This window comes from Pseudomonas sp. (assembly GCF_030150285.1).
Classification (GTDB): Bacteria; Pseudomonadota; Gammaproteobacteria; order Pseudomonadales; family Pseudomonadaceae; genus Aquipseudomonas.
Window position 1 is genome coordinate 63,775 of record NZ_JASLGE010000053.1, and the last position, 23,401, is coordinate 87,175.

16 protein-coding genes are annotated in these 23,401 nt (G+C 60.1%); 3 read left to right on the forward strand and 13 right to left on the reverse strand.

Annotation, left to right across the window (positions count from 1 at the left end; all coding sequences use genetic code 11):
* Positions 1-186 precede the first annotated feature (186 nt).
* From Q1W15_RS11880 to Q1W15_RS11930, 11 genes are all read right to left on the reverse strand, one after another.
* Positions 187-3,927 carry an autotransporter outer membrane beta-barrel domain-containing protein gene (locus Q1W15_RS11880; protein ID WP_300728305.1) on the reverse strand — a complete coding sequence of 1,247 codons (3,741 nt, stop codon included), beginning with the start codon at positions 3,925-3,927 and terminating at the stop codon, positions 187-189.
* 381 nt (positions 3,928-4,308) lie between these two features.
* On the reverse strand, positions 4,309-5,244 hold the full coding sequence (locus tag Q1W15_RS11885; RefSeq protein ID WP_300728308.1) for a LysR family transcriptional regulator: 936 nt from the start codon (positions 5,242-5,244) through the stop codon (positions 4,309-4,311).
* Positions 5,241-6,215 carry a quinone oxidoreductase gene (locus tag Q1W15_RS11890; protein ID WP_300728316.1) on the reverse strand — a complete coding sequence of 325 codons (975 nt, stop codon included), beginning with the start codon at positions 6,213-6,215 and terminating at the stop codon, positions 5,241-5,243. The genes Q1W15_RS11885 and Q1W15_RS11890 overlap by 4 nt, the downstream gene beginning before the upstream one ends.
* Before the next feature lie 159 nt (positions 6,216-6,374).
* Positions 6,375-7,331 (reverse strand): LysR substrate-binding domain-containing protein, encoded by a 957-nt coding sequence (locus Q1W15_RS11895; RefSeq protein ID WP_300728331.1) that lies wholly within the window; start codon positions 7,329-7,331, stop codon positions 6,375-6,377.
* 25 nt (positions 7,332-7,356) lie between these two features.
* Positions 7,357-8,673: an FAD-binding oxidoreductase gene (locus tag Q1W15_RS11900; RefSeq protein WP_300728346.1), complete on the reverse strand. Its 1,317-nt coding sequence runs from the start codon at positions 8,671-8,673 to the stop codon at positions 7,357-7,359.
* A gap of 21 nt (positions 8,674-8,694) precedes the next feature.
* On the reverse strand, positions 8,695-9,036 hold the full coding sequence (locus Q1W15_RS11905; RefSeq protein ID WP_300728353.1) for a hypothetical protein: 342 nt from the start codon (positions 9,034-9,036) through the stop codon (positions 8,695-8,697).
* Positions 9,033-10,346, reverse strand: coding sequence for an MFS transporter (locus Q1W15_RS11910; protein WP_300728356.1), 1,314 nt, complete (start codon positions 10,344-10,346; stop codon positions 9,033-9,035). The genes Q1W15_RS11905 and Q1W15_RS11910 overlap by 4 nt, the downstream gene beginning before the upstream one ends.
* A gap of 434 nt (positions 10,347-10,780) precedes the next feature.
* Positions 10,781-11,551 carry a hypothetical protein gene (locus Q1W15_RS11915; protein ID WP_300728358.1) on the reverse strand — a complete coding sequence of 257 codons (771 nt, stop codon included), beginning with the start codon at positions 11,549-11,551 and terminating at the stop codon, positions 10,781-10,783.
* A gap of 16 nt (positions 11,552-11,567) precedes the next feature.
* The gene (locus Q1W15_RS11920) at positions 11,568-12,389 is read right to left on the reverse strand and encodes a phosphatase PAP2 family protein (RefSeq protein WP_300728361.1); all 822 of its coding nucleotides are present in this window, start codon (positions 12,387-12,389) and stop codon (positions 11,568-11,570) included.
* 53 nt (positions 12,390-12,442) lie between these two features.
* Positions 12,443-13,294 (reverse strand): MipA/OmpV family protein, encoded by an 852-nt coding sequence (locus Q1W15_RS11925; RefSeq protein WP_300728364.1) that lies wholly within the window; start codon positions 13,292-13,294, stop codon positions 12,443-12,445.
* Positions 13,295-13,485: 191 nt separating this feature from the next.
* Positions 13,486-14,976, reverse strand: a complete 1,491-nt coding sequence (locus Q1W15_RS11930) for a PLP-dependent aminotransferase family protein (protein WP_300728367.1) — start codon at positions 14,974-14,976, stop codon at positions 13,486-13,488.
* Between the two features lie 76 nt (positions 14,977-15,052).
* Between Q1W15_RS11930 and Q1W15_RS11935 the strand changes: the two genes are divergently transcribed.
* Complete coding sequence (locus tag Q1W15_RS11935; RefSeq protein WP_300728370.1) at positions 15,053-16,720, forward strand: NAD(P)H dependent flavin oxidoreductase family protein; 1,668 nt, start codon at positions 15,053-15,055, stop codon at positions 16,718-16,720.
* A gap of 249 nt (positions 16,721-16,969) precedes the next feature.
* On the opposite strand, the gene Q1W15_RS11940 is transcribed toward Q1W15_RS11935, so the two are convergent.
* The gene (locus Q1W15_RS11940) at positions 16,970-17,896 is read right to left on the reverse strand and encodes a LysR family transcriptional regulator (RefSeq protein WP_300728372.1); all 927 of its coding nucleotides are present in this window, start codon (positions 17,894-17,896) and stop codon (positions 16,970-16,972) included.
* A gap of 161 nt (positions 17,897-18,057) precedes the next feature.
* On the opposite strand from Q1W15_RS11940, the gene Q1W15_RS11945 reads away from it, so the two are divergent.
* The gene (locus tag Q1W15_RS11945; RefSeq protein ID WP_300728375.1) at positions 18,058-18,693 is read left to right on the forward strand and encodes a LysE family translocator; all 636 of its coding nucleotides are present in this window, start codon (positions 18,058-18,060) and stop codon (positions 18,691-18,693) included.
* Between the two features lie 65 nt (positions 18,694-18,758).
* On the opposite strand, the gene kdgD is transcribed toward Q1W15_RS11945, so the two are convergent.
* Complete coding sequence (gene kdgD, locus Q1W15_RS11950) at positions 18,759-19,670, reverse strand: 5-dehydro-4-deoxyglucarate dehydratase (protein WP_300728378.1); 912 nt, start codon at positions 19,668-19,670, stop codon at positions 18,759-18,761.
* Positions 19,671-20,117: 447 nt separating this feature from the next.
* On the opposite strand from kdgD, the gene Q1W15_RS11955 reads away from it, so the two are divergent.
* Positions 20,118-23,327 carry a S8 family serine peptidase gene (locus Q1W15_RS11955; RefSeq protein ID WP_300728381.1) on the forward strand — a complete coding sequence of 1,070 codons (3,210 nt, stop codon included), beginning with the start codon at positions 20,118-20,120 and terminating at the stop codon, positions 23,325-23,327.
* Positions 23,328-23,401: the final 74 nt, after the last annotated feature.

The window sequence follows — 23,401 nt, forward strand, 5'->3', positions numbered from 1 at the left end:
GGCTATGAGCGTAGACGCTGTTGCCCAAGTGCATCATTTATTTATTGGCAGGTGGCCAGACACCTCATCATTCGTACTGCATGGGTAGATTAAGCATCACGGTTTAATTCAGCAGGGTGTTTTAACCCTCACTTTATTACGCGTAAAGGTGGACGAAAAAAGTATCATCCACCTCCCCTCTACCCGTTAAAAGTCAAATTGAATACCCACGTTCAGCGCTGTGCCCTTGGCGTCGCCACCAAAGGACTGACGGTAGCGGGCATCGCCAAACACGGTGGTATTTTTGCTCAAGGTCATGCGCCCGCCGACGCCTAGTTCTCCTGCGGTGGAGTCATAGTCGTCACGCACACGCGTGTCGCCGAAGCTGACCTTGGTGGGCTTGATAAGGTCATGCAGCACGTTGGCAATCACATACACCTGGCCTGGCTTTTCCTGCTCCGTCAGGTCATTGAACAAACGTACGCCCACCCGCCCGCGCAGGCTATTAACGTGATAGCTGTCGACCTTGCTGACATCGTCCTCAAAGCTGTTGTAGCGGGTGTACTGGTAGCTCAGTTGCGCTTGTGGTTCGAGCTTCCAGCTCTGGCCAACGCTGGCAACAGGCTTGCCCACCTCGGCAGAGAGGCCCGCACGCCACGCTTTTTGAGTGCCTGTGCCGTTATAGATGTCTTCAAAGCCGTTGCGCAGGTGTGAAACCATCGCAATGGTGTCCAGGTAGCTGCCATCCTCACGGGAGAGTGTGTAGTAACCCCCGAGGCTCACCGCGTTGGTGTCCATAGTGCCGGTATGCTTGCGCCCCAGGTTCTCGCGACCACGAATTTGGTCAGCCAGGTCGGCATTGGCGTTGGTGTAGTCAACACTCACCCCGGCCCGCTGAGTCACGCCCTGCCCATTGTGGCTCACCCACAGGTCATGGCCGAGCTGCATGCCCGTAATACGCTGGTTATAGTTGAAGCGGTCGCCCTCGGTACGATCATCGGTGTTGTACAAGCGGCTCCAGGCCAGCAGTTCGTCATCCTGCAGGTTGTAAGTACCGCCAATGCGCTGGTGCAGGCTGGCGAGCATGGTCATGCCTTGCTCCATGTTGGCACTCTGGCCCGCGACCACGTTAGCCACACCTGGACGGTAGTACGGTTGTGCATCCGGGTCGGCGCAAGGCCCCGTACTGCCGTCCGGGCAAAGGCCGGGTATTCGTGATTCTGAGGACAGGTACCAATTACCGTTGGCCGCGTTTTGTGCATCGCCTTTTATCAGGCGGTACTCAAAGGCTTCCGTTTGCACGGGGCCGGCCAAGGCGAAAGTGCCCGTAGAGGTCCCCCCCACCTGCACCACCTCGATGCCTTTATCCGTTTGAGCCCCTGCACCACCGGCGTTACTGATCTGCAAATAGCTTGTCCCGGTGCTATTGCCGTTAATCACCAGTTTGTCCGTGAGCGAGTTATCGCCACCCAACTGGGTGGTGAGGTGTACTAACCCGCCAGAGCCGATGTATGTGTTGGCACCGGTGACGGTCAATGTGGTGGGACGAAAGACCGAATTTTCCACCCAAGGCGTGTTGAATATCACAAAGCCGGCATTGTTCAGGGTATTCACACGCTGATCAAAGCCATTGAGCAGCAAGGCACCGCCCGCGTCGACGGTGTAACTCGCATTCGGGCTCAAGGTATTTTGGGCCATGGCGCTTAACGCCCCGCCATTGCCGATGGTGGACGTCCCTTGGTAGGTATTGGCACCGCTTAGTTGCTGGATACCACCGCTGACGTTGAAGCCGCCGGCCCCGCTGATCACGCCACTGAACAGGCCGCTGCCCTCGCCATTGCCGCCACCGGCGGTAATGTTCAGGGCATTGCTGCCCAGAGTGACCGCGCCGCTGCCGGCAAGGGTTCTAATGGCACTGTCCGTTTCCAGCTCGCTAATATCCAGCACGCCAGTGGCCGTGACACCGGCTGAGCGGGCCAGGCTGGAGTCGTCTCGCAACGCCAATACGCCTTCGGCTATGTGTGTGTTGCCGGTGAAGGTGTTGGTACCGCTGAGGTTCAGGGTACCGGTGCCGACTTTATTCAAGTTACCGCCGCCGCTGATGTCACCTGCTTGTGTGGCGCTGTCGCTGTTGTCCACACGCAAGCTGAGGTGGGCACCGGCCTGCAACTGCATGTCATTGGTCAGGTTAATGGTGTTGGCGTAACCGAGCGTACCGCCCTCTGGAATAGCCGCATGGTAGCGGCTGCGGATGACCGAAGTACCCAAGGCTTCTGGGACATCAGCAAACAAGGTGCCACCGTAGATATCCGCGAAGCCATTGAGTTGCGCCAGTGCGGTGTCTAAATGAGTAGTACCGGCATAGCTGGCAATATTGAGCGTGCCATTGCCTTGCACACTGTTATCAAAAAATGGGCTGGCGGCAGCTCGATCGGGAATGGTTGAAGGAGGAACGGCATACTCTGGAAGTAAGGAGCTGTAGTTCAGGGTTTCATCGAAATTGAAGTTTATCCAGGTTTCGCCCTCGCCTAGAATGATTTTCTCTGCGAAAAGCTTGCCAGCCGCCGCGCCGCCGATGTTTTTATCAGGGTCACTACCAAAGTTGATGATCCCGATCGAGGACTGAGTGCTGGCTGAATAAATAGAACCCCGTTGATCATAGACGGGTTGGGTGCCTGATTTTACTCTATCAATACCCCCTATATCATTGTCATACACCTGTTCAGTCTTCGTCGCCCCTACAAATAGCTCTCCGCCATTTGAAAGCGTTATAACCCCTTTGCCGTTTGAGCCAAGATTAAGATTACCAATGGTGGAGGACTCACTGTATACAGCGCCCTCCCCCGTCACCATCCAAATAGAACCAGCCCCATCAATAGTGACCTTCCCGGTTCCTTGATCTACTCCGACGGAGGCTACATTGATAGCGCTATTTGAGTGCTCGGAGGAAGAATCATAGCTGGTTAGTTTCCCGCCACCCAGTATGTTAACGGTACCATTGCTTCCGCTGCCGCGACCCACTGAAAGGCCTTGATAGATTGATGCAATATTACGGTCCAAGCCCGTGCCAGCGCCTATATTTAAACTCCCAGTTCCGCCTTCGTCGCCAATGACCAAGCCAAGGTTTTGACCTTGACTAGAATACGTATTGGCCACAAATTTTCCGCCGGCGATAATATTCATCGACCCCATCGAGCCGATACCATGACCTAAAATGGTGGTTAAGCCGCCGCTTGTGGAAAGCGAACCACCTTCGATATTGATGATGCCTTGCCCCTGATCGGCACCCGCATACAGCATGCCGCCCTCAGAGGAAGGGTCATCCAGCCAGAGCCTGAGTGAGGCCTCTTTAAAGTCACTCGACTTGCCATTACCGAGGGCATTTATGGTTCCGGTGCTACCCAACCCTGAACCCAGATTTAAACCATCAGTAAAATGCAAATAATAAGTACTGGACTCAGTATTGGTTGCGTCCAATGTGCCTGTACCGCCATTAACACCTATAGCAATTGCGCCATTTAAATCGCCGGACCACGATTGATTATCAGTGGATAACGTTACCTGGCCTTCGCTGCCCTGGGCAGATCCAATATTGAGAGAGCCCGCGGCTATCGAGTCTTGCAGCACCGCGCCAGGCAACACATTAAAGTAGAGGTTATCACCACTATCAGGTACTGAGCCCGATGCCCAGTTGTTAGCGTCGTAGAAATCTCCGGCGATACCGGATCCATTCCAATTTGAATCCGCCGCATGAACGTTCCCTCCTGCACTCATCAATACCGCAGTGCTGATGCCAAGTGCCAACTTGCAGAGGTTAAAGTACCGCGTTTTACTTCCCATCATTAATGCATTGTGGGAAGCCTTGTTTTCTTTGCTGTAGGGGGCGACGGAGGCTGTACATGTACTACAGATTATTGTTTTTTCTATTTTTCGCTCAACCATGTGCATATATAACTCCTATAGCCCCACGTAGGAACCCATCGCTAATCGAGACTAGCGCTGAAGCAAATTCCGTTCGCTTAACCAGGCTCACCAAAGAACTAATGCTTTATGATTACCTACGTGTTGCGATACTCGTGGTACCTTAGTCAGCCAATTAACTATCAGCCAATCGGGTCTTATACGAACCGATAGACGGTATTTATTTAATAAGCTTTTAAAAAAGCACGCATAAAGAACAGGGTTTTCTGCCGACTTGATCAAGGACTCTTTCGTAAACACATCGCTTTTTTTCAGACCATCAAAGCCATGACAAAAGGGGGAATGCACGCTCGGCGACGATACCTGGCGCTGGCGGCCTAATGGCTAGTCGCGGCGTGTAGAGGCCGGTCAGCGATCGGAAATGCCCCACGGGGGTATTCTTTCGAATTTGGACTCAATCCAGGCCTTAAAGGCGAGCACAGTGGCCTTGGGGAATTTAGAGGACGGCCTGACCAGAAACACCCCGCCTACGGCGTCGAGCCGCCAATGGGGCAACACCCGGACAAGATCACCTGAGGCGATATGCCGGCTCATCAGCCACTCCCCGGCACCCAAAATGCCATGGCCCGCCAAAGCGGCAGACAGTAAGGTTTCACTGTCATTCGAGGTGAGCGAGCCTTGGGTCATCACCACTTCCTGATGAGCCGCCTGATGCAGTCTCCACTCGGGGAAAGAGGCCAGCCCGCTAAAGCGCAGACAATTGTGGCGCTTCAGGTCTGCGGGCGTCAGCGGGGCCCCGCAGCGCGCCAGGTAGCTGGGTGACGCACACAAGATACGGCCATGGTCACTGAGCTTATTGGCGATCAGCCTGCTGTCCTCCAGCTGACCTATTCGCAAAGCGACGTCGTATCCTTGTTCGATGATATCGACCACATGCTCACTGTAGTCAGCAACGATTGAGACACCGGGGTGTTGGCTCAAAAACTCAGGCAGCATAGGGCCAATCCATAGGCGCCCCATGGCTGCGGGTAACGCCAGCCGTAAAACGCCCCGCACTTCAGCAGCACCAGAAATGGCCTGTTGCTGCGCCTCTGCAATCAGCTCCAGAGCAGACCTCAATCGCTGCTCCAGAATGGCACCCACCGGGGTAATTTTGACCTGGCGGGTCGAGCGTTCCATCAGGCGAACACCCAGCCGTTTTTCCATCGCGCCAAGGCGCTTGGAAATCACTGTCGGGTGGCGCTGGAGCAGTTTGCCCGCAGCCACGAACGAGCCCTGCCCGGCAACGGCCAAAAAAGCAGCAATTTCGTCACTGTGCCGGCTGTCTAAAACGTCGAAATTCATGGCTTAAGGATGATCGCTCCAGATGACATGCCTGACTCAAGGGCTTCGTGTGCCAGCGCGGCATCAGCCAGCGGGTACGTCTTCCAAATTCGGGGCGAAATGATTCCCGCCTCAACGGCGGCCAGAACATCAGCCGCACGTTCTTGATACTCCTCGACGGACAACGTATGCGCGGCAATCGAAGGGCGCGTTAAAAACAGCGAACCCTTGGTGTTCAGAACGGACAGTTCGACCGCCGGTGGAACCCCCGATGATGCCCCAAAGGACACCATCAGTCCCCTTGGTCGCAGGCTGTCGAGAGAAGCCTCAAATGAGATTCGCCCTATAGGATCATAGACAACGTCCACTTTGCGGCCTTGGGTTATCTGCGAGACTTGCGAGGCAAGCGTGTGCGGGTTGAAGACCAGCACGTGGTCGCACCCTGCCGATCGTGCACGTTCAATGCTTTCGGCCTTCGAGACAACACCGATAACGAACGCCCCCAAATGCTTCGCCCACTGCACCATGATTTGGCCAAGGCCACCCGCTACGCCATACAGCAACATCGTTGTGCCTGGGCCTACCGGATAGGTGGACTTGAGAAGGTACTGAGCCGTAATTCCCTTGAACATGACGGCAGCGGCCTGTTCAGCCGTGACCCCCTGCCCAAGTTTGACCAGCCGCGGTGCCGGGTAAATACGGTGCGTGGCGTACCCCCCGAGCGGGCCCGTGGCATAGGCCACGCGGTCGCCAGGGCGGACGTTGGTAACGTGCGCGCCAATCGAAACGACAACCCCCGCCCCTTCGAGGCCCAGCCCGGAAGGAAGCGCTACCTTCACAGCACCATTACGCTGCGTGACATCGAGGTAGTTGACCCCGATAGCGTCTTGTTTAAGCAAGACCTCACCCGCTCCAGGCGTTAACGGGCCCAGCGGTTCAAGTGAAAGGACAGCGGGCTCACCCGGTTGGTTGAAACGGATCACTTCGGCCATGTTATTGCTCCAGTTGGTCAAGGTTCCGTCTCAGTATGAAAACTCACTCAGCCACGAACAAGATAGCCTGAATGCAGTACATAGCTGCACCCAATGCTGCAATCAACCTGTAGGCTGCCGGTAAGGGTCGAATAAAGCAGGCCTTGCGCCACGCACACCTCACCCCTCACTTCCCAACGCCAAAAGGCTCCGAGTGGCGTCGTTGGTGCGTTTGGCGTAGTCGAGGATCCAGTCTTTGAACACCCTGTGGGCGCGCGATTGCTCCAGTGCCTTGCCGTACACAAGGTGTTCAACGTGCCCCGTCTTGACCACGTGCGGCACCGGACGCAAAAGGGTGCCGCTGGTGAAGTCGGCCACGGGCGCGACGTACGCCCACATCAGGACCACGCCTTGCCCGGCCAGGGCCGCGCGGCAGGCAAGGTCGTAGTTGGACACTGAGAGGGTGTAGTTGATGCCGCCGGTTTCACACCCCGCGCGGCTGAACCAGTCCGGCCAGCCTTTGACCGTGCGCAGGTGTTTAACCTCAAAGTCGATGAGTTTTTCCCGCGAGAGTGCTTCAAGGCTGTCGATGCTGCGGCCTCTCAGGTACGCCGGGGTACAAACGGGAAAGATCACTTCTTCAAACAGGCCTGTGGACACATAACCGCCCCGCTGCCCCTGGTCATAGAGGATGGTGAAGTCGGTTTCATTGCCATGAAGCGCCGCGTAATCCTCGCCGTCACCCGCAATGACGCGAACGCGGATGTCCGGGTGCAGGTCTTTGAATTCAGCGATGCCGGGCAGCAGCCAGAAGCTGGCGATCGCCATGCTGGCACTGATGGTGACGGTGGGGCTTCGGTCGTTTTCGAGGGTGTCCAGGGTGCGGCGCAGTTCCGCCAGGCTGCGCTCGATGCCGCCCAGCAAGGTTCGGCCGGCCTTGGTCAGGCTGAGGGTTTTGTGGGTACGGGTGAACAGTTGCACGTCCATGCACGCTTCAAGGTGTTTGATTTGACGACTGACCGCACTTTGCGACAGGTTGATCTCCTGCGCCGCCTTGGTAAAACTCAGGTGCCTGGCGGCACATTCGAACGCTTCAAGGTTGTGCAACGGTGGAAGTCGTTTTCGTGTCGTGCTCATGGCCACCCTGGGCAATCACGCCTGGTTAGTACTCTTGCCTCCCGACCCAGCGTTCTTTGGCCAGATAGGATTTCACGCCAATATCCAGGAACGGTCGGGGCGGTAATTTGCGCGGCTCGCCCAGTTCCCGCATATCGGCGATCAGGTCATTCTCCACACCGCAGGCCAAATCGGCCAGCGTCACGCCTGCAATGGTCTGTTTGGCAATGCCGACCCCGTTGCAACCCACCGCTGCGTAGCGGTTAGAGTCAATCTGGCCCCAGCGTGGCGCGCCATTGCGCGTGATACTAAAAAAGCCCATCCAAAAATGTTCCATGGCCACCTCCGCGAGTTGCGGGAAGCGTGCCAGGAACACCGCCTTGTGCTGTTCGCGTACCCGCGCGCGGGTGCTTTCGGTCACCTGCAAGGTCGGTGTGAAGTCGAACTGTTGACGAATCAGGATGCGATGGTCGCGGGTGTAGCGCAAGGTCGCACCGCTGACGGCGTTGGCGGGTGTCACACCCCACTCTTCGACATCGCCCAGGCGCGCGCGCTGCTCGGGCGTCAATGGTCGGGTCAGCGAACCATAAGACGCGACGTTGAACAGTTGCCGCTCGAAACCGGGCAGTTGTAACGCACTGCCATTGCTGGCAATGATCAACTGGCCCGCGCTGACTGCCCCTTGTGCGGTGCGGGCGCGTATCAGCCGGCCGCATTCCAGGTGGGTCACGGCACTGTTTTCGAACAGCGAGACGTTCTCCGGCAGGGAGTCTGCCAGCCCACGGGTCAGCGCCGCCGGGTTGAGCAGAATGCAACCCGGCGTGTAGATGCCGCCCTGGAAGAAGGAGGTGCCCAGGCGTTTAGCCAGCTCGGCCGGGCCCAACCATTCGTAAGGCTCGCCCAGAACCTGTAATTCGTGGGCATGCTGGCGCAGCAATGTCTCGACCAGATGCGGCGCGGCAGCACAGTGATATTTGCCCTTTTCGCTCCAATCGCACGGGATCTGGTGCGCCTTGACGATGCCATCAAGGTGAGCGATGCCCGCTTTCATCAGGCGCTTGTAGTTGCCCGCTTTTTCCAGCTCGGCGGTGGAACTGCCAACGTTATGTGGCACATCAATAGCGAACCCGGAATTGCGCCCGGAGGCGTTGTCCCCGGCCTCGCCCGCTTCGAGCACCACGATCCGTTCATTCGGCCGGTTGTGCGCCAGCCGCCGGGCAGCGGCGAGCCCGGCGTAGCCCGCGCCAATGATCAGCCAGTCGGCGTTTATCGGCTGGCACAGGCTCGCCTGCGCACGCCGCGCCGGAAGAATCGCCGACCAGCCGTTGGTGCGGTCATCGTGAGGTTTGAGTGTGATGTCCATCTGCGCAGCCTCCTGGGCCCGTCACTCGCCGGGCGGGGTAATGACGAAAAAGACGTTGGCCTTCGAACCGAAATATTTCACCGCCGTGTGTTTGGGGATGCGCAGGGTGGTGCCCGGCCCGCCTTCGAAACGCTCGCCGCTGGCCAATTCAAAACCGAACGTGCCCTCCAGCACGAGCAACACTTCGTCGTAGTTGAGCGTCTTGAACGGCGACTCATCACCGTCCCATTTCGCAAACCCGGCCAGTAACGCCCCGTCATCTTGCGGGGTAATGGACCAGCCCATGTCGACCTGCGAATCGCCGGAAAGCGATCGCGGGCTGTAGATCACGTTCGCTGCGTGGACACTCAGTGGCGCGGTCATAGCGATTCCTTTTTCATCAGTCGGGCACAGGCCCAATAGTGGTAAGCAGCCCACAGGCCGGTAAAGGCGCAGCCCAGCAGCACATAACGCAGTGATTCGGCCGGGTTGCTGATACGGGGGGCGACGACATCAGACAGCAGGCCCACCAGTTGGGGGGCGATCGCGAGGTTGGCGATGTTGGCGGTGAACAGCAGGATGGCCGAGCCTTTGGCGCGCATGCCTGCCGGGTAGAGGTTCTGCAGCAGCCCGATGGAGGGGCCGATGTAGATGTAGGTGATCGGGATGAAAAGCCACAGCAGGACATGCACCACGTCCAGCCGGTTGGTCGCGAACACGCCAATGGACAGCAGCGTGCCAAGCAGCGTCGTCCAGAACACGAAGCTCGATTGCGCGTGCATCGGTCGGCTGCGCAATTGCAGCATCACCAGCACCGTGATCACCATCATCGCGGTGCCGGCAATGCCATGGATCGGCCCGAGCAGGGTCCCCGCCTCGCCCACGGTCAGTGAGTAGGTGCGCACCAGGAAAGACGTCATCCACCACAGAATCCCCCAGCCCCAGAACGTGATGACTGTGGCCCCGGCAATCAGGTGGAACAGCGCGCGGTTCTGACGCGTGTAACGCAGTGTCTCCCTGAAGCCGATAGTGTCGCTGTCGATATCATGGCGGGTGCCGGCGTCGTGAACCCGTTTCGGCTCGCGGATGCCCAGCCATACCAACAGCGCAAACGGTAGCCCGCACAGCCCGAAGACCAGCAACGCGGTGCGCCAGCCATAGGCATCGTTCAGGTAGCCCGCGCCCGATGCACCGAGCCAGGCACCCACACTGGCACCAATGCCGTACACCGACAGGGCAAAGGCGCGCAGTTTGGGGCGAAACTTGTCGGCAATAATCGAATGGCTCGGGGGCGTGCCGCCTGCCTCGCCAATGCCGACACCGATACGGGCCAGCAAGAGTTGCCAAAAGCTGCTGCTCAAGCCGCAGAACACGGTCATGGCCGACCAGACCGCCACCGCCGCGCCGATCATGCGTTTACGGTTGGTCCGATCTGCCAGCGCGCCCAGCGGCAGGCCCGCCGCCACATAGAAGATCGCCAACGCCACGCCGGTGAGAAAGCCGACCGACGAATCACTGAGCTGAAACTCGTTTTTGATTGGCTCGATCAACGTCGACAACACAAAGCGGTCAGCGATATTGATCGCGTACACCGCCGTCAGAATGAAAAGCGTGGTCCAGGCACCCGAGCTGGCGGCCACGGACGACGCATCGGGCGACAAAGTGCCGCTGATGCTTTTAGACGGTATAGACATGCTTACCTCCAGCCGCTCGGTGCGTAGGGGGGAACGCTACGAGCTTTTTTATTGTTGTTCAGGGCAAATGGGGTAGTTGTGCAGGTGCTGGCGTCAGCCGGATCGTTTGCGGCAGGCGGGCGCGACCGGGTCGTCAAAACGGCGTATTTTCATGGCTGTCCCTCGGGCATTTTTTTTGTGGGAAGGGCTGGACCCCAGGGTCCGTGTGCAGGCTCAAACTACCCGCGGCGAGCGATTGGCAAAAGCGTATATTCCGTGTGCACTGCATGCGTCAGGCGCATGCACCGGCAGCACGGACGCGGTCGTTTTCGACACCTGCTCAAGCGCGTGACTTGCTGCAATCAGCCGATAAAAGTCGACAAAAAACCCGCATTGCGCGGGTTTTGTGTGGGTTGTGGTTCAGAAAAAAAGGCGGGCATTCGGATCATTGCCGCTTAAAAACGCCCGCTAATCCCCAGCAATGGGCCTTTCTGGACGATGTCGTAAACGAAGCCGTCGTGGCGGTAATTCACGGCCATCGCTCGATACCCGGCCACCGCCGAAAAACCGGGCCAAAACTCCCACCCCGCCAGCGCGGCCAAGTCCCAGTCTTTTCGCGATTGCCCGGCACCCGCCATGCCCCAGGATGATAACCAGAACCGGTCATTCACAGCATAGTGCCCGCGTACACCCGCCATGGCGTCTGCCCACGTGGCGCTGTCCGACCCCGACAAGCCGCCGGCCGGCCCGCCATGAAAGCTGATCGTGGTGCTGCTGTACCAGACACGCATACCGCCAGTGACGTCCAGGCGGCGGTTATCGTCGCCCAACACCGTGTAGCCGCCGCCCAGAAACCCGGAGGCTGTTTTACTCTCGACCTCGAGTTTGTTCGCCAGGGCATTGGCGGGTAGCCGGTTGCGGGTATCGGTTTCGATGTACATCAGGTCGGCGACTACGCTGTACGGCCCCCGGCGAGCCTCGCCCATCAGCATCAGCGACATGTCGACGGTGCGGGCAATATCAGAAAAATCAGACTGAATAAACTGAGTCCCGGTGCTGCGATGGCCCACGTTGCCGCGAATGCCTGCGCCCCACACATAGGGCCCGCCGTTGAAGGTCCAGCCATCGTTATCCGCCGCAAGGGCCACTGTCGGCAAGCTATAGCCGACGGTTATCAGGGCGCTCATCAGCAGCGCCTGACGCGAGCGCGAGGTATCACGGTGCATGGGGGTGTTTCTCCGATCAATGCTGGGTCAACGAGAGGGCAACCGCTTGCGCCGCGCAATCTTCTGAAGGCTTTAGGCCCGCCTTTTCTGCGGCCTGAACCTCTGCCTTCGCCGCCGCCAGGTCCGCCAGAAAGGCCGGGTTACTGTGCAGGCTCGCCACAGTGGCCGCGCCCATCAGGCGGCCGGCGTCGACATCGCTCTGCCAGTGCGCATCGCAGATAACGCGGCTTTGGCCGAATGCCAACCCGCGGGTCATCACTTCGGTCGCCCGCGTCGGCTGCACCTCGGCCAGCAACAGCCCCCAGGCCCAACCAGCCGCTGAGTGGCCGGACGGCCAAGAACCATCGGTACGCAACAACGGCTCCATGTCTTTGCGGCACGTGCCTTCGTCATGCACGACGAAGGGCCGGGTTCGGTTGTAGGCATTCTTCCCGGCATAGGTAGAACCGCCCGCATCCGACAAGGTGCGCTGCATCAAGGTGTACAGATGCGGCGTGGTTTTCTCGGAGATCGGGACACCCAGTGCGCAGGAAAAAGTGTTCGCCGGTGCTGGAAAGGCCAGCTCAGCGTCCGCTGCCGCGAGTTTCTCCCGGGCCGTACCACGCAGCGACAGTGCCGCGCGGCGGGCTTCTTCATCCCGCTCTAGTGCTGCAGAACCGGGCTTTGGTGGCGCGCCAAGCAACGCCAGGCGCAGCGGCAAGTCAGCTGGGGCAAGGTAGCCTGGGGCCAGTTTGAAGTGCGGGTCCGTCACCGTCGTCGCGGCTTCGTCCGCCAGCGCCCACCCTGAGCCGAGCAGGCCGGCCACCACCGCCGCCCACCGCTTATGTACGTTTTCCATCGAGCGTTCCCTTATTGGTCCCTGCGTCTGCTGACGTCGGTATCACCCGGCGATCAAAAACTGTACAGCGCGTTCAGATACGCGCCTGCACCCACTTTCTCACCCGTCAGCGGGCTGTTACGGGCATCGCCGGCCAGGGCGTAAGCCTTGATGCCGCCTTCCAGGGCCAACTGCGGTTGCCACTGCCAGGTAAGGCCCATTTTCAAGGTCACGTCGCGCAGCCCGCCGCCCGGGCGGTACTCATCAAATCGGGTGCGGGCCGCTTGCTGGGACGTAACACCGAAGCGCGCCATCATGTCTTTGTCATTGCTCCAGGTGCCGTACAGCGTCGAGTCCAGGGTCAGTGTCGACGACAGTGAATAGGCCGTCGCCGCACCGGCTTCCAGGTAGGCCGTGCGCCCGACGCTTTCGCCCCCATAATTGCGGCTCTGGCTGGCTTGCAAACCGCGAACAAACAAGCGGCCGGCGGGTAACACCCAGTAGGCTTCGGCACCGACCAGTGCCGTGCTGTCCAGGTTGCCCATGCCTCGCAGGTAGTCATCACGACCGTCCAGCGTGTGGATTCTTTCTTTGCGGCCTTGGTCATAACCGATCAGCAGCGCCACCCCAAAAGGAGACAGCCCCGGTAAATCCCAGCGCAGGCCTTCCGGAAAAGACGCGCTAAACGTGCCCCACGCATCGGTGGGCGCAATGGCCCGCACTTTCAGCGAGGGAAACGCCGCGTACCGCGAAGCGCCTTGGTACAGGGGCCCCACCGCCAGCCCCCCACCCACCGTCACCGATGGCGAGCGGGCGGGTGCGTCTGGGGCTGCATTCGCGGACGATACCAGCACACACGCAAAGGTTGCGCCCACCGCCCACGTCACGCGATTGCGGAATAAGCTTGAAGTGCCAAGCGCTGTCATGACTGCTTTCCTTTAGGTAAAAACGCTTTAGTTCAGAGCCGTTGAAGGTGCGATGCGCGCACCGTGTGCCTGGACAAATACGTTTTCGACCAGGCGCGCCATGGCCTGGGCGGACTCTATAAGAAGGCGTCGGGGGGGCGCTTGCCATTTGGTGCCAAAAGCGCAGTGATCCGGTGCAGAGCACCCGGGCATCAGCGCCCCGAAAGGCCTTTCGCCGCCTGCGCCAACCGCTGTATCGCCTGATGGATCTCATCGCGATTGAGCGAAGCAAAGCCCATGCGCAAGGCATTTTCCGGTTGGTCTTCAGGTGAAAACAGTCGGCCCTTGCGCACGACCAGGTTATGGCCCCAGGCGTTTTCGACCAGTTGATCGACGTTGATGCTGTCGTCAAACCGCACCCACAGCGCCAGGCCCCCTTCCGGCTCCTGCCAGGATGCCCGTTCGCCAAAGGCCTCAGCCAGGCAGTGCTGCAGGGTTTCGCGCCGGCCCAGGTATTCTTTGGACGCACGCCGCAGGTGCTTTTTCAATTCGCCGTTATGGATCAACGCCGCCAGCATTTGCTGCATCACGGCATCACTTTGGCCCAGCATCAGCGTGGCGTTGCGCGTCAGCACGTCGATCACCGGCGCAGGTGCAACCACATAGCTGCAACGGAACGTCGCCCCCAGCGATTTGGACAGCGAACCGATATAGATCACATGCCGTTGCGTGCGGTCGCTGGCCAGGGGCAAGTAGGGCCGGCCGTCGAAGTGATACTCGTGGTCGTAGTCTTCTTCGATCACACAAAAATCATGGCGCTTGGCCAATGCCAATAATTGCTGGCGGCGGCCCGCGCGCAGGCTGACGGTGGTGGGAAACTGGTGATGGGGGGTGACAAACACCATACGCACTTTGTGCAACCGGCACAGCGCGTCGATTTGATCGACCCGGCAGCCTTCGCTGTCCAGGTCGACCGTCACGATGGTCGCGCCCAACTGGCGGAATATTTCCCAGGCCGGCGGGTAACTCAAGCGCTCTACCAGCACCACATCGCCTGGTACCAGCAGCGCGCTGGCGGCCAGGTACAGCGACATCTGTGTTCCTTGGGTGAGGCAAATATGCTCGGCCCCGACAGCCAGGCCGCGATTGTTTCGCAGCATCTCGGCCAGCGCGCTGCGCAGGTGATAACTGCTTTCTTCACTGCCAAAGCGCATGTTATTGGTCGTAAAACTGTGGCGCAGCGCATGGCGGTAGTAGCGGTGCAGCACGGCCTGGGGCAGTAAGCGGTGGTCGCAGCCGCCATTGTCGATAAACAGCGAATCAGGCCGCAGGTGCAGTGCCTTGACCTGCTCACTTGGGGTGAAATACGCCACGCGGGGATGTTCCTGCAGCGCCAGGGCAAAGGCCGGGGGCTCGCTGCGAGACGGGGGCATGGACGGCAGTTGCGTATTGACGAACGTGCCCCGGCGCGGCTCGCTGATCAGCCACCCCTTGGTCACGGCCTCTTCATACGCCAGGATCACGGTCTTGCGGTTAAGGTCGAGCAACTGCGCCATTTCCCGCGTTCCGGGCAACAGCGTCCCGGGGGTGAGGCGGCCGTCCCTGATCGCCGTCACCAGGCCCTCTACGATCTTGCGATAAGAGGCTTGGGCCTCAGGCCCGTCGAGGTTGAGCAACGGGCGCCACTTACGTAACTGGACCATCTAAACTTTCCAAAACTGGAGGTTTTAATGGGCCTAGTCTAGCGCAACAATTGGGCCTCATTCACCCGAGGTTGCTATGAATACACGCCATGTCATTGAACTATCGCCCTCGGGAAAAACCTTTGAGGCCGGTGATGAGTTACTGCTCGACGCCATGCTTGCCAGCGGCCTGCCGGTACCGTTTTCGTGCCGCCGCGGGGCATGCGGGTCCTGCAAAGTCACGGTAATGGCCGGGCACTACCGCAGCAAACACCTGGCCCCGGGCGTGGTGGCCCCGTCTTACCCGCTCGGGCCCCATGAAATGCTGCTGTGCCAAAGCCATGCCTGCGCAGACATGCGCCTGGAAATCCCCGGCTGGTCACTGGAGACCCCGGCCCTGGCCATCAGCACCCGGGTCTTGAGCAAACGCGCACTGAGCCGCGACATCATCGAGCTGGTACTGATGCCGGACTTACAAAAACCGTTGGAGATTCGCCCCGGGCAATACGTCAAATTGCGCTTCGGCGATGATCAAAGCCGCTGTTTCTCCGTGGCCAACCTGCCCGCGCAGGACCACGGCCAACTGGTTTTTCATATTCGCCAAGTGCCAGGCGGGGCGTTTTCCGAGGCGGCGCTGGGTGAACTGCAGACCGGCCATGCGCTGACACTGGAAGGCCCGTTCGGAGCCTGCACCTGGCAGCATGCTGACGAACGCCCAATCGTTCTGTTTGCCACGGGCACCGGCTACGCGGGCGTCAAGCCCATGCTGCTGACCGCCCTGGCCCGCCAGGCCGAAGTCACGTTGTACTGGGGCGGTGCCCACCCAGCCGATTTTTACGACCGCGCGTTTCTGGACCAGGTGAGCGCCGAACATCCCACCGTACGCTGGCACCCGGTGCTGTCGACAGAGGCGTCAGTGCAACAGGTTGCCATGGCTCAGCCCCATCGTTGGGCCGACACGCAGGTGTATGCCTGCGGTAACAGCGCGATGATTCGCCAGACCCGCGAACATTGCCTCGCGGCGGGGGTGCCGCCGCACGGCTTTGTCGCGGAAGCCTTTGTGCCCAGCGGCCAGCCCGCTTGCGAGCCGGCCCTCAAACCGCTGGACCCGGTGTGGGAAAAAGTCGGCCCGCGCTATTCACTCGATGGCATGCTCGCGGCCCGTGAGCAATCGGTCCGCGCCTTGGCGCTGATTAAAAGCCAACTGCGGATCGGCATGACCACCGCCGAAGCCATCGAAATGGCCAACCTACAATTGCAGGCCATGGGCGCGTCTCATACGTGGCACCCGACCTATATCCGTTTTGGTGATGACACGGCTCACACCCCCAGCGAAGGCATCGACCCGCAGCGCCGGTTACGTGCAACCGATATCGCCGTGGTGGATCTTGGTCCGGTGTGGGACGGGTATGAAGGTGACTATGGCGACACGTTCGTGTTCGGCGAGCAGCCGTTATATCAAGCCTGCGTCACCGCCTTGCACGAGGTCTTTGACGAAACCCGCGAAGCCTGGAACCGAGGGCTGAGCGGTCGTGAGCTGTATGATTTTGCCGAACGCAGCGCCGGGGCAAAAGGCTGGATGCTGGAGCGCAACCTGGCCGGGCACCGCATTGCCGACTTTCCCCATGCCTTGTTCGGCCCTGCCACATTGGCCGAACTCGACATCGTGCCCAGCGAGATGGTGTGGGTACTGGAGATTCAACTCCGCCACCCGACCGAAGCCGTGGGCGCGTTCTTCGAAGACATCCTGGTCCAAACACATTGAGCCACAACAGCCTGTGGGAACGAGCTTGCTCGTGATCTTTTGATCTGGTTTTTGAACTAAAGCCCCCCGTACACCCGTCAACCCTGTGTCCGGTCTGTACAAGATCAAAAGATCGCGAGCAATCGAGCGTCGACCGGCTGCTCCTACGGATCACGGATGGCAGCGTTTGTAGGAACGAGCTTGCTCGTGATCTTTTGATCTGGCTTTTGATCTAAAAGCCCCCCATCAATCACGCCGGCCATGCACCGGCTAACCCTGCGAGAGAAACTCGACGTGAAGACCGGAGATATCCGGTAATTGCGCCAGCAAATGATCCCGCAGCTCCACGATCTGCCCGCGTTTCAGGCTGTTTTTTAACCACACCAGGTAATACGCGTCGCCCGAAGCGACGGCCGAGGTGTACGGCAGCGAGACATAGCCCTCACGCACATCATCGGCCACCAGCGCCAAATCCCCGATGGACACGCCATGCCCACGCACGGCGGCCGTGATGCCTTGATCCAGCGTGTCGAACACTTTGCCTGTGTTCAGCGAGACCTGGTCACTGAGGTTCAGGGCGGCCAACCAGCGGCGCCAGTCACGGCGGTCGGCCGAGGGGTGAATCAGGGCGGCCGCCTGAAGCTGCTCCAGGCTCCACGGCGTTTGCCCCGCCACTTGCGGCGAGCAGATGGGAATCAACCATTCATCCAGCAGCTTGCAGTGCTCGACCCCCGCGTCAAAGTGGCCGTCACTCAGCAGGATCGCGCAGTCATAAGGCTCAGCGTGAAAGTCCACGGTGTCGACGTCCATCCACACACTGGACAATTGCACCGGCAGTTGCGCGGCACGTTGATCGGGCATTTCCAGCGTTTGCAGCAGCCAGCGCATGGTCAGCGTTGAAGGGGCTTTAAGCCTCAGTTTGGCACTCTGAGCACGGAACGGCTGGCACGCCTGCTCAATCACCCGAAAACCGACCTTCAGTTGCGCCGACAAACGCTGGCCCTCCTCGCTCAGTGAAATTCGCGGGCCGTTGCGCGTGAACAAGCGGCACCCCAGCGCGTGCTCCAAGGTGCGCACATGCCGGCTGATCGCGCTTTGGGTAATCGACAGTTCTTCGGCGGCGCGCGTGAAGGAGCCGGTGCGCGCTGCCACTTCAAAAGCCCTGAGCGCATAAAGGGGCGGAATTCGTTCAACCACGACAAACCCTTACTCTGATTAATACTCATAGTAAGCCGTGGTTTTATCCGTTTTTCAACGGCCGCCGATCCCTTCAGAATCACGACTTATCGAGGTCTGTGCAGGTGGCCTGGCCCGCACAGCACGTAAACATCCCCTTTCAATAATGAGTCAAACCCATCATGGAACTGCCCTTGCTGCTGGTTTACGCCCTCAGTGTTTTTATGTTGATCATCACCCCGGGGCCGGTGGTGGCGCTGGTCATCAACACCACGCTGACCGCCGGGCCGCAACGCGCCCTGCTGACGGCACTCGGGACCAACTGGGCGGCGCTGGTGCTCATCCTGTTGGCCGCACTGATTCTGGCGGGCACGGTGTCGCTCAACCCGCTGCTGCTTAATGGCGTGAGCCTGGTGGGCTGCCTGTTTATTGGCTACCTGGCGCTGCACGGGCTCAAGGATGCGCTGAGTACGCGCGCCCTCGATCAACCTTTTGGCCCGCCGCCCACCGCACCGACACGCAACGCGCTGCTAACGGGTTTCTGGGTGGGCATTTCAAACCCCAAGGACATCATTTTCTTCGTGTCGTTTTTCCCGCAATTCATTCACGTCACGCCCTCATTCAAAGGCAGCATTACACTGCTGTCCCTCGTCTGGATCGTGATCGACTTATCCATTCTGGCCGCGTACATCGTTCTTATGCGCCGCCCCTTCGCCCTCAAATACCGCAAAGGCATCAGCGTGGCCTCCAGCCTGACCTTGCTCGCCGTGGCGCTGGGCGGGCTGTTTTATTCCGTGCGGGCACTGCTGAACGCCTGATGGGCCTGCGCTTTTCACACGCCCACAAAAAAGGCCGCTGATTGCTCAGCGGCCTTGGGTGGAGCTTACTGCGGGCCTTGCTTATGGATCAGGGCCGCCAGTGCTTCGTATTCCTCTGGCAACAGTTCGGTCAGCGGCGTGCGCACAGGGCCTGCGCTGTGACCGGAGATGGTGGCACCTGCCTTGACGATACTGACCGCATAACCGGCCTTGCGGTTACGGATGTCCAGGTACGGCAGGAAGAATTCATCAATGATTTTGTTGACGGTTTCGTGGTCTTCACGGGAAATCGCGCGGTAGAAGTCCATCGCGGTTTTCGGGATGAAGTTGAACACGGCCGACGAGTAAACCGGCACGCCCAGCGCTCTGTAGGCAGCGGCGTACACTTCAGCGGTCGGCAAGCCGCCCAGGTAGCTGAAACGGTCACCCAGACGGCGGCGGATCGAAACCATCAGTTCGATATCGCCCAGGCCATCTTTGTAGCCGATCAGGTTCGGGCAACGCTCAGCCAGACGCTCCAGCAGCGGTGCAGTCAGGCGGCAGACGTTACGGTTGTAAACAACCACACCGATCTTGACCGAGTTGCACACGGCTTCCACGTGGGCAGCGACACCGTCCTGGCTGGCTTCAGTCAGGTAGTGCGGCAGCAGCAACAGACCTTTGGCACCCAGGCGCTCGGCTTCTTGTGCGTATTCAATGGCCTGGCGAGTGGAACCGCCCACACCGGCCAGGATAGGCACGCTTTTGGCGCACGTATCAACGGCTGTTTTGATCACTTGCGAATATTCGCTGGCCGCCAGGGAGAAGAACTCGCCCGTACCGCCCGCCGCGAACAAGGCGGAGGCACCGTACGGGGCCAGCCATTCCAGTCGCTTGATGTAGCCCTCTTGGTGGAAGTCACCTTGGGCATCGAAATCGGTTAACGGGAAAGACAGCAGACCGGAAGAGAGGATGGACTTCAGTTCTTGTGGATTCATTATTCGAACACCCTGGGGGCTTGTTGTGATGAAAAAGTAGCAGCACTTGGCTGTGTCGTAAGTCATCGTACAACTTAATAAATTAACGTCAATCTCATTTCTTCAAATCCACGACAAAACGGTTCGCGTTTCTCTCTATAAAAACCATAAAAGCCTTTAAATATATATAGTTAGACAAGCAATCCGAGAAGCGAATTATTTTTCCGACAGATATACGTTGTCTGAGCACACGCCTTACAGGCGAGACTGATCACTCCCCTCGCGTTCTCCGTGACGACACGACCTACCGAAATGAAGCCCTTTTCCATAGACCCGCTGACATAACGTGTCACCGACCTACGACACACCCGGACACATCCCCCAAACACCCCCTCTGCGTCCGATACGCATTCATTGGCCGAGTCGCCACCCTATCCGCCCCCCTCATCAGCCAAAGGATCCCAGAGGATGCTGAACCCCAAACAACGCAGCCACTCGCCCCACCCCGGCCTGCTCCACGCCTCGCACTGGCGGCTCACCGTCAGCCTGTTGGCGGGCTTGTCATTACCGGCACAGGCCTACCACGAACAGGGCCGCCTGCTCGATGCGTCGAGCTGGCACAGCCCTGAGTTCAAGCGCGTTTGGGGCTTGGAGGCGATCGGGGCCGACTTTGCCTACGCTCGGGGGCTAAGCGGCAGTGGCGTGCGTTTGGGGGTGGCCGACAGCGGCGTCGATACTCGCCACCCCGAATTTGCCGCCAAGGATGTGCAGGCCCTGCGCCTGGCCGACGAGGGCTGCGCGCGCGAAAGGCTCGCCACGGCCACCGACAACGGGTGCTTCCATACCGATGGCGACAGGGCCAGCGTTCACGTTAACGAAGCCGATGAGCACTATCTGGCGACCCTTAAATCACTCACCGCACAGGGCGCACTGCCCGAAAAATACCTGACTGACTACCTCGCCAGCCTGGGGGCGAGGTATGAAGACCACGGCACCCATGTCGCTGGCACGGTGCTGGCCGCTCGCAATGGCCAGGGCACCCACGGCGTCGCTTATGCAGCGGCCCTGAACACGGTGCGTATTGCCAGCCACTCCCTGGACACCCCTACGCCCTTAACATCAGATGCTCCCCGCGCGGTAGAGCCGGTCGACCCACACACAGCGGCCACCCTTTATGCCCGGTTACGCGAGCAGAACGTGCGGGTCGTCAATCACAGCTGGGGGTTGAACGAAGACCTGAAGACCGTCGATGAACTGGACGAGGTGCTGCATGATCAGCGTTCAGGCGTGGGCGCATTGCTGGCTCAGGGCTCGTTCGACACAGGGGTCTTGCAAGTGTTTGCCGCTGGTAACGCTCCTGACGATGAGGTGAACCTGTCACCTGAGACCGCGCCGTTTGCCGACCCCATCGCCACTTTGCCACGCGCATTCCCGGCACTGGAACCGTACTGGTTGAGCGTGGTGAACCTGGACAACAGCCTGAAGCTTTCCACCGGTTCAGCGCGTTGCGGCTACAGCAAGAACTGGTGCGTGGCCGCACCGGGCAGCGACATTGACGCCCCTACCCTCAGCGGGGAAATCGACTACGGCCTGCTCCATAACGCCCAAGGCGAAGTCGATGGTGTGCAGGTCACGGGAGACCGCCCGGTCTTTGATTATGCCCGCCACAGCGGCACATCCATGGCCGCCCCCCATGTGACCGGCGCACTGGGCCTGTTGATGGAACGCTTCCCTTACCTCGACAACCCTCAGGTACGCGATGTGCTGCTGACCACCGCACGCGACCTGGGCGCACCCGGCGTTGATGACGTGTACGGCTGGGGCCTGGTGGACTTGAAAAAAGCCATCGACGGCCCCGGCCAGTTACGGGTCGACACGCAGGTAGTGATGGACCGCCGGGCGGGCGGCGCGACCGTGTGGCAAGGCGGTGCCTGGGACGATTGGCGCAACGATATCAGCGGGCCGGGACGCCTCGAAAAATCCGCTGACGGCTGGCTGCGGCTCAGCGGTGACAACAGCTTTGGGGGCGCAACCGTCAACGGCGGCATCCTGGAATTTGACGGCTTCAATCGCCTCTCCCGCGACGTGACGGTCGAAGGCGGCCTGTTGCGGCTGAACGGCACCTTGCAGGGCAGTCACCTCGACATCAATGGCGGTATGGCCCACATCACCGGGCAACAGCTCGATGCCGACACTCGCGTGGGTAAAAACGGCTGGCTCAGCGGTGATGGCCAACTGTCCAATACCACCGTGTCCGGCACGCTAATGCCCGGCAGTGAACACCGCCCGATGACCATCACCGGCGATTATCAACAACACCCTGAAGCCACCCTGATCGCACGCCTTGGGCAGGCCCCCGGCTTGCCGGCGCTGCATGTCACCGGGCACGCGACGCTGGCGGGCGGCACGCTGCACCTGACGCCCCAAGCCAATGTGTACCCGCTGGGGCAACGCTTCCAGATCCTGCAAGCCGACGGCGCACTCACGGGCGAGTTCAGCGCGCTGGATGCTCAGCAGTTCTCACCCTTTCTGGCGTTCACCCCCACCCAGGATGCCCACGGCGCGTGGGTCGAGGTGAAGCGCGGCCTGCCGCTGGCCTCAGCCGCTCATACGGCCAATCAGCGCGCCACTGCACGGGCCGCCGACACGCTGGAGATGTCCCGACCTCTGGCGCAGCGCCTGACCTCATTGGCCCCGAACGAAGCGCCCCGGGCGCTGGACCAATTGAGCGGCGAGTTACACGCCAGCACCCAATGGGCGCTGTTTGAAAACAGCCGGCTGATACGTGATGCAGCATTGGGTAGGGCACGGGGCGACCTCAACAACCTGGCCCTTCAGGCCGACGGCGCGCGCCAGACTGTTTGGGTGCAGGCCCTGCATCAAAACGGCCGCCGCGAGGCCGATGCAAACGCTTCGCAGGTCAATCACAACAGCACCGGCGTGTTGATCGGGGCCGACCATGTGTTCGAACAAGGCACCCGCGCCGGTGTGCTGCTCGCCAGCAGCCAGGGCCACATCAAAAGTACGGGCGGTGCCAAGGCGTCGTTCGACACGCAGCAGATCGGCCTGCATATCGGCCACACCTGGAGTGCTTTCAGCCTGTCCGCCGGGGTGGCCTACGCCCGTACCCCGATTCAGACCAAGCGCCGCGTCAGCCTTAAAGGCCTCGATGAAGGCCTGTCCAGCGACTACCTGAGCCATACCCGGCAACTGTTTGTCGAAGGCAACTACGCGCTGCGCCACGGGGCCTGGGATGTTCAGCCCTATGTGCAACTGGCGAGCGTTCGCACCACCCACGACAGTTTCAGTGAACGGGGCGGTCACAGCGCGCTGAAGGGCCAAGGGGCCAGCAACACCGTCAACCTGGTGACCAGCGGCGTGCGGGCCCAGTGGGACCTGAGCAAAACGTCGTTCGGGCCGTCATGGCTGAGCCTGACGGGCGGCGTGGGCTACACCCACGCCAGTGGCGACCTGCGCCCGACCGCTGACCTCGCCTTGGACGGTGCCAGCCGCCAGCGCATCACCGGCGCGGCACTGGACAAACAGGCCTTGCAACTGGACCTGGGGGCTGTCGCACGGCTGTCCCGTGACAGCGCCTTGAGCCTGAGCCTGAACCACCAACACGGCGAGCATACGCAGGAGCACAGCGTGAACGCGCAGTACCGCTTCACCTTCTGACCCACCTGCACCGCCAGCCCCTCCGCGCCGATCTCCCGATTCGCCGCGGGGGGCGCTACATCATTCTGTAAGAA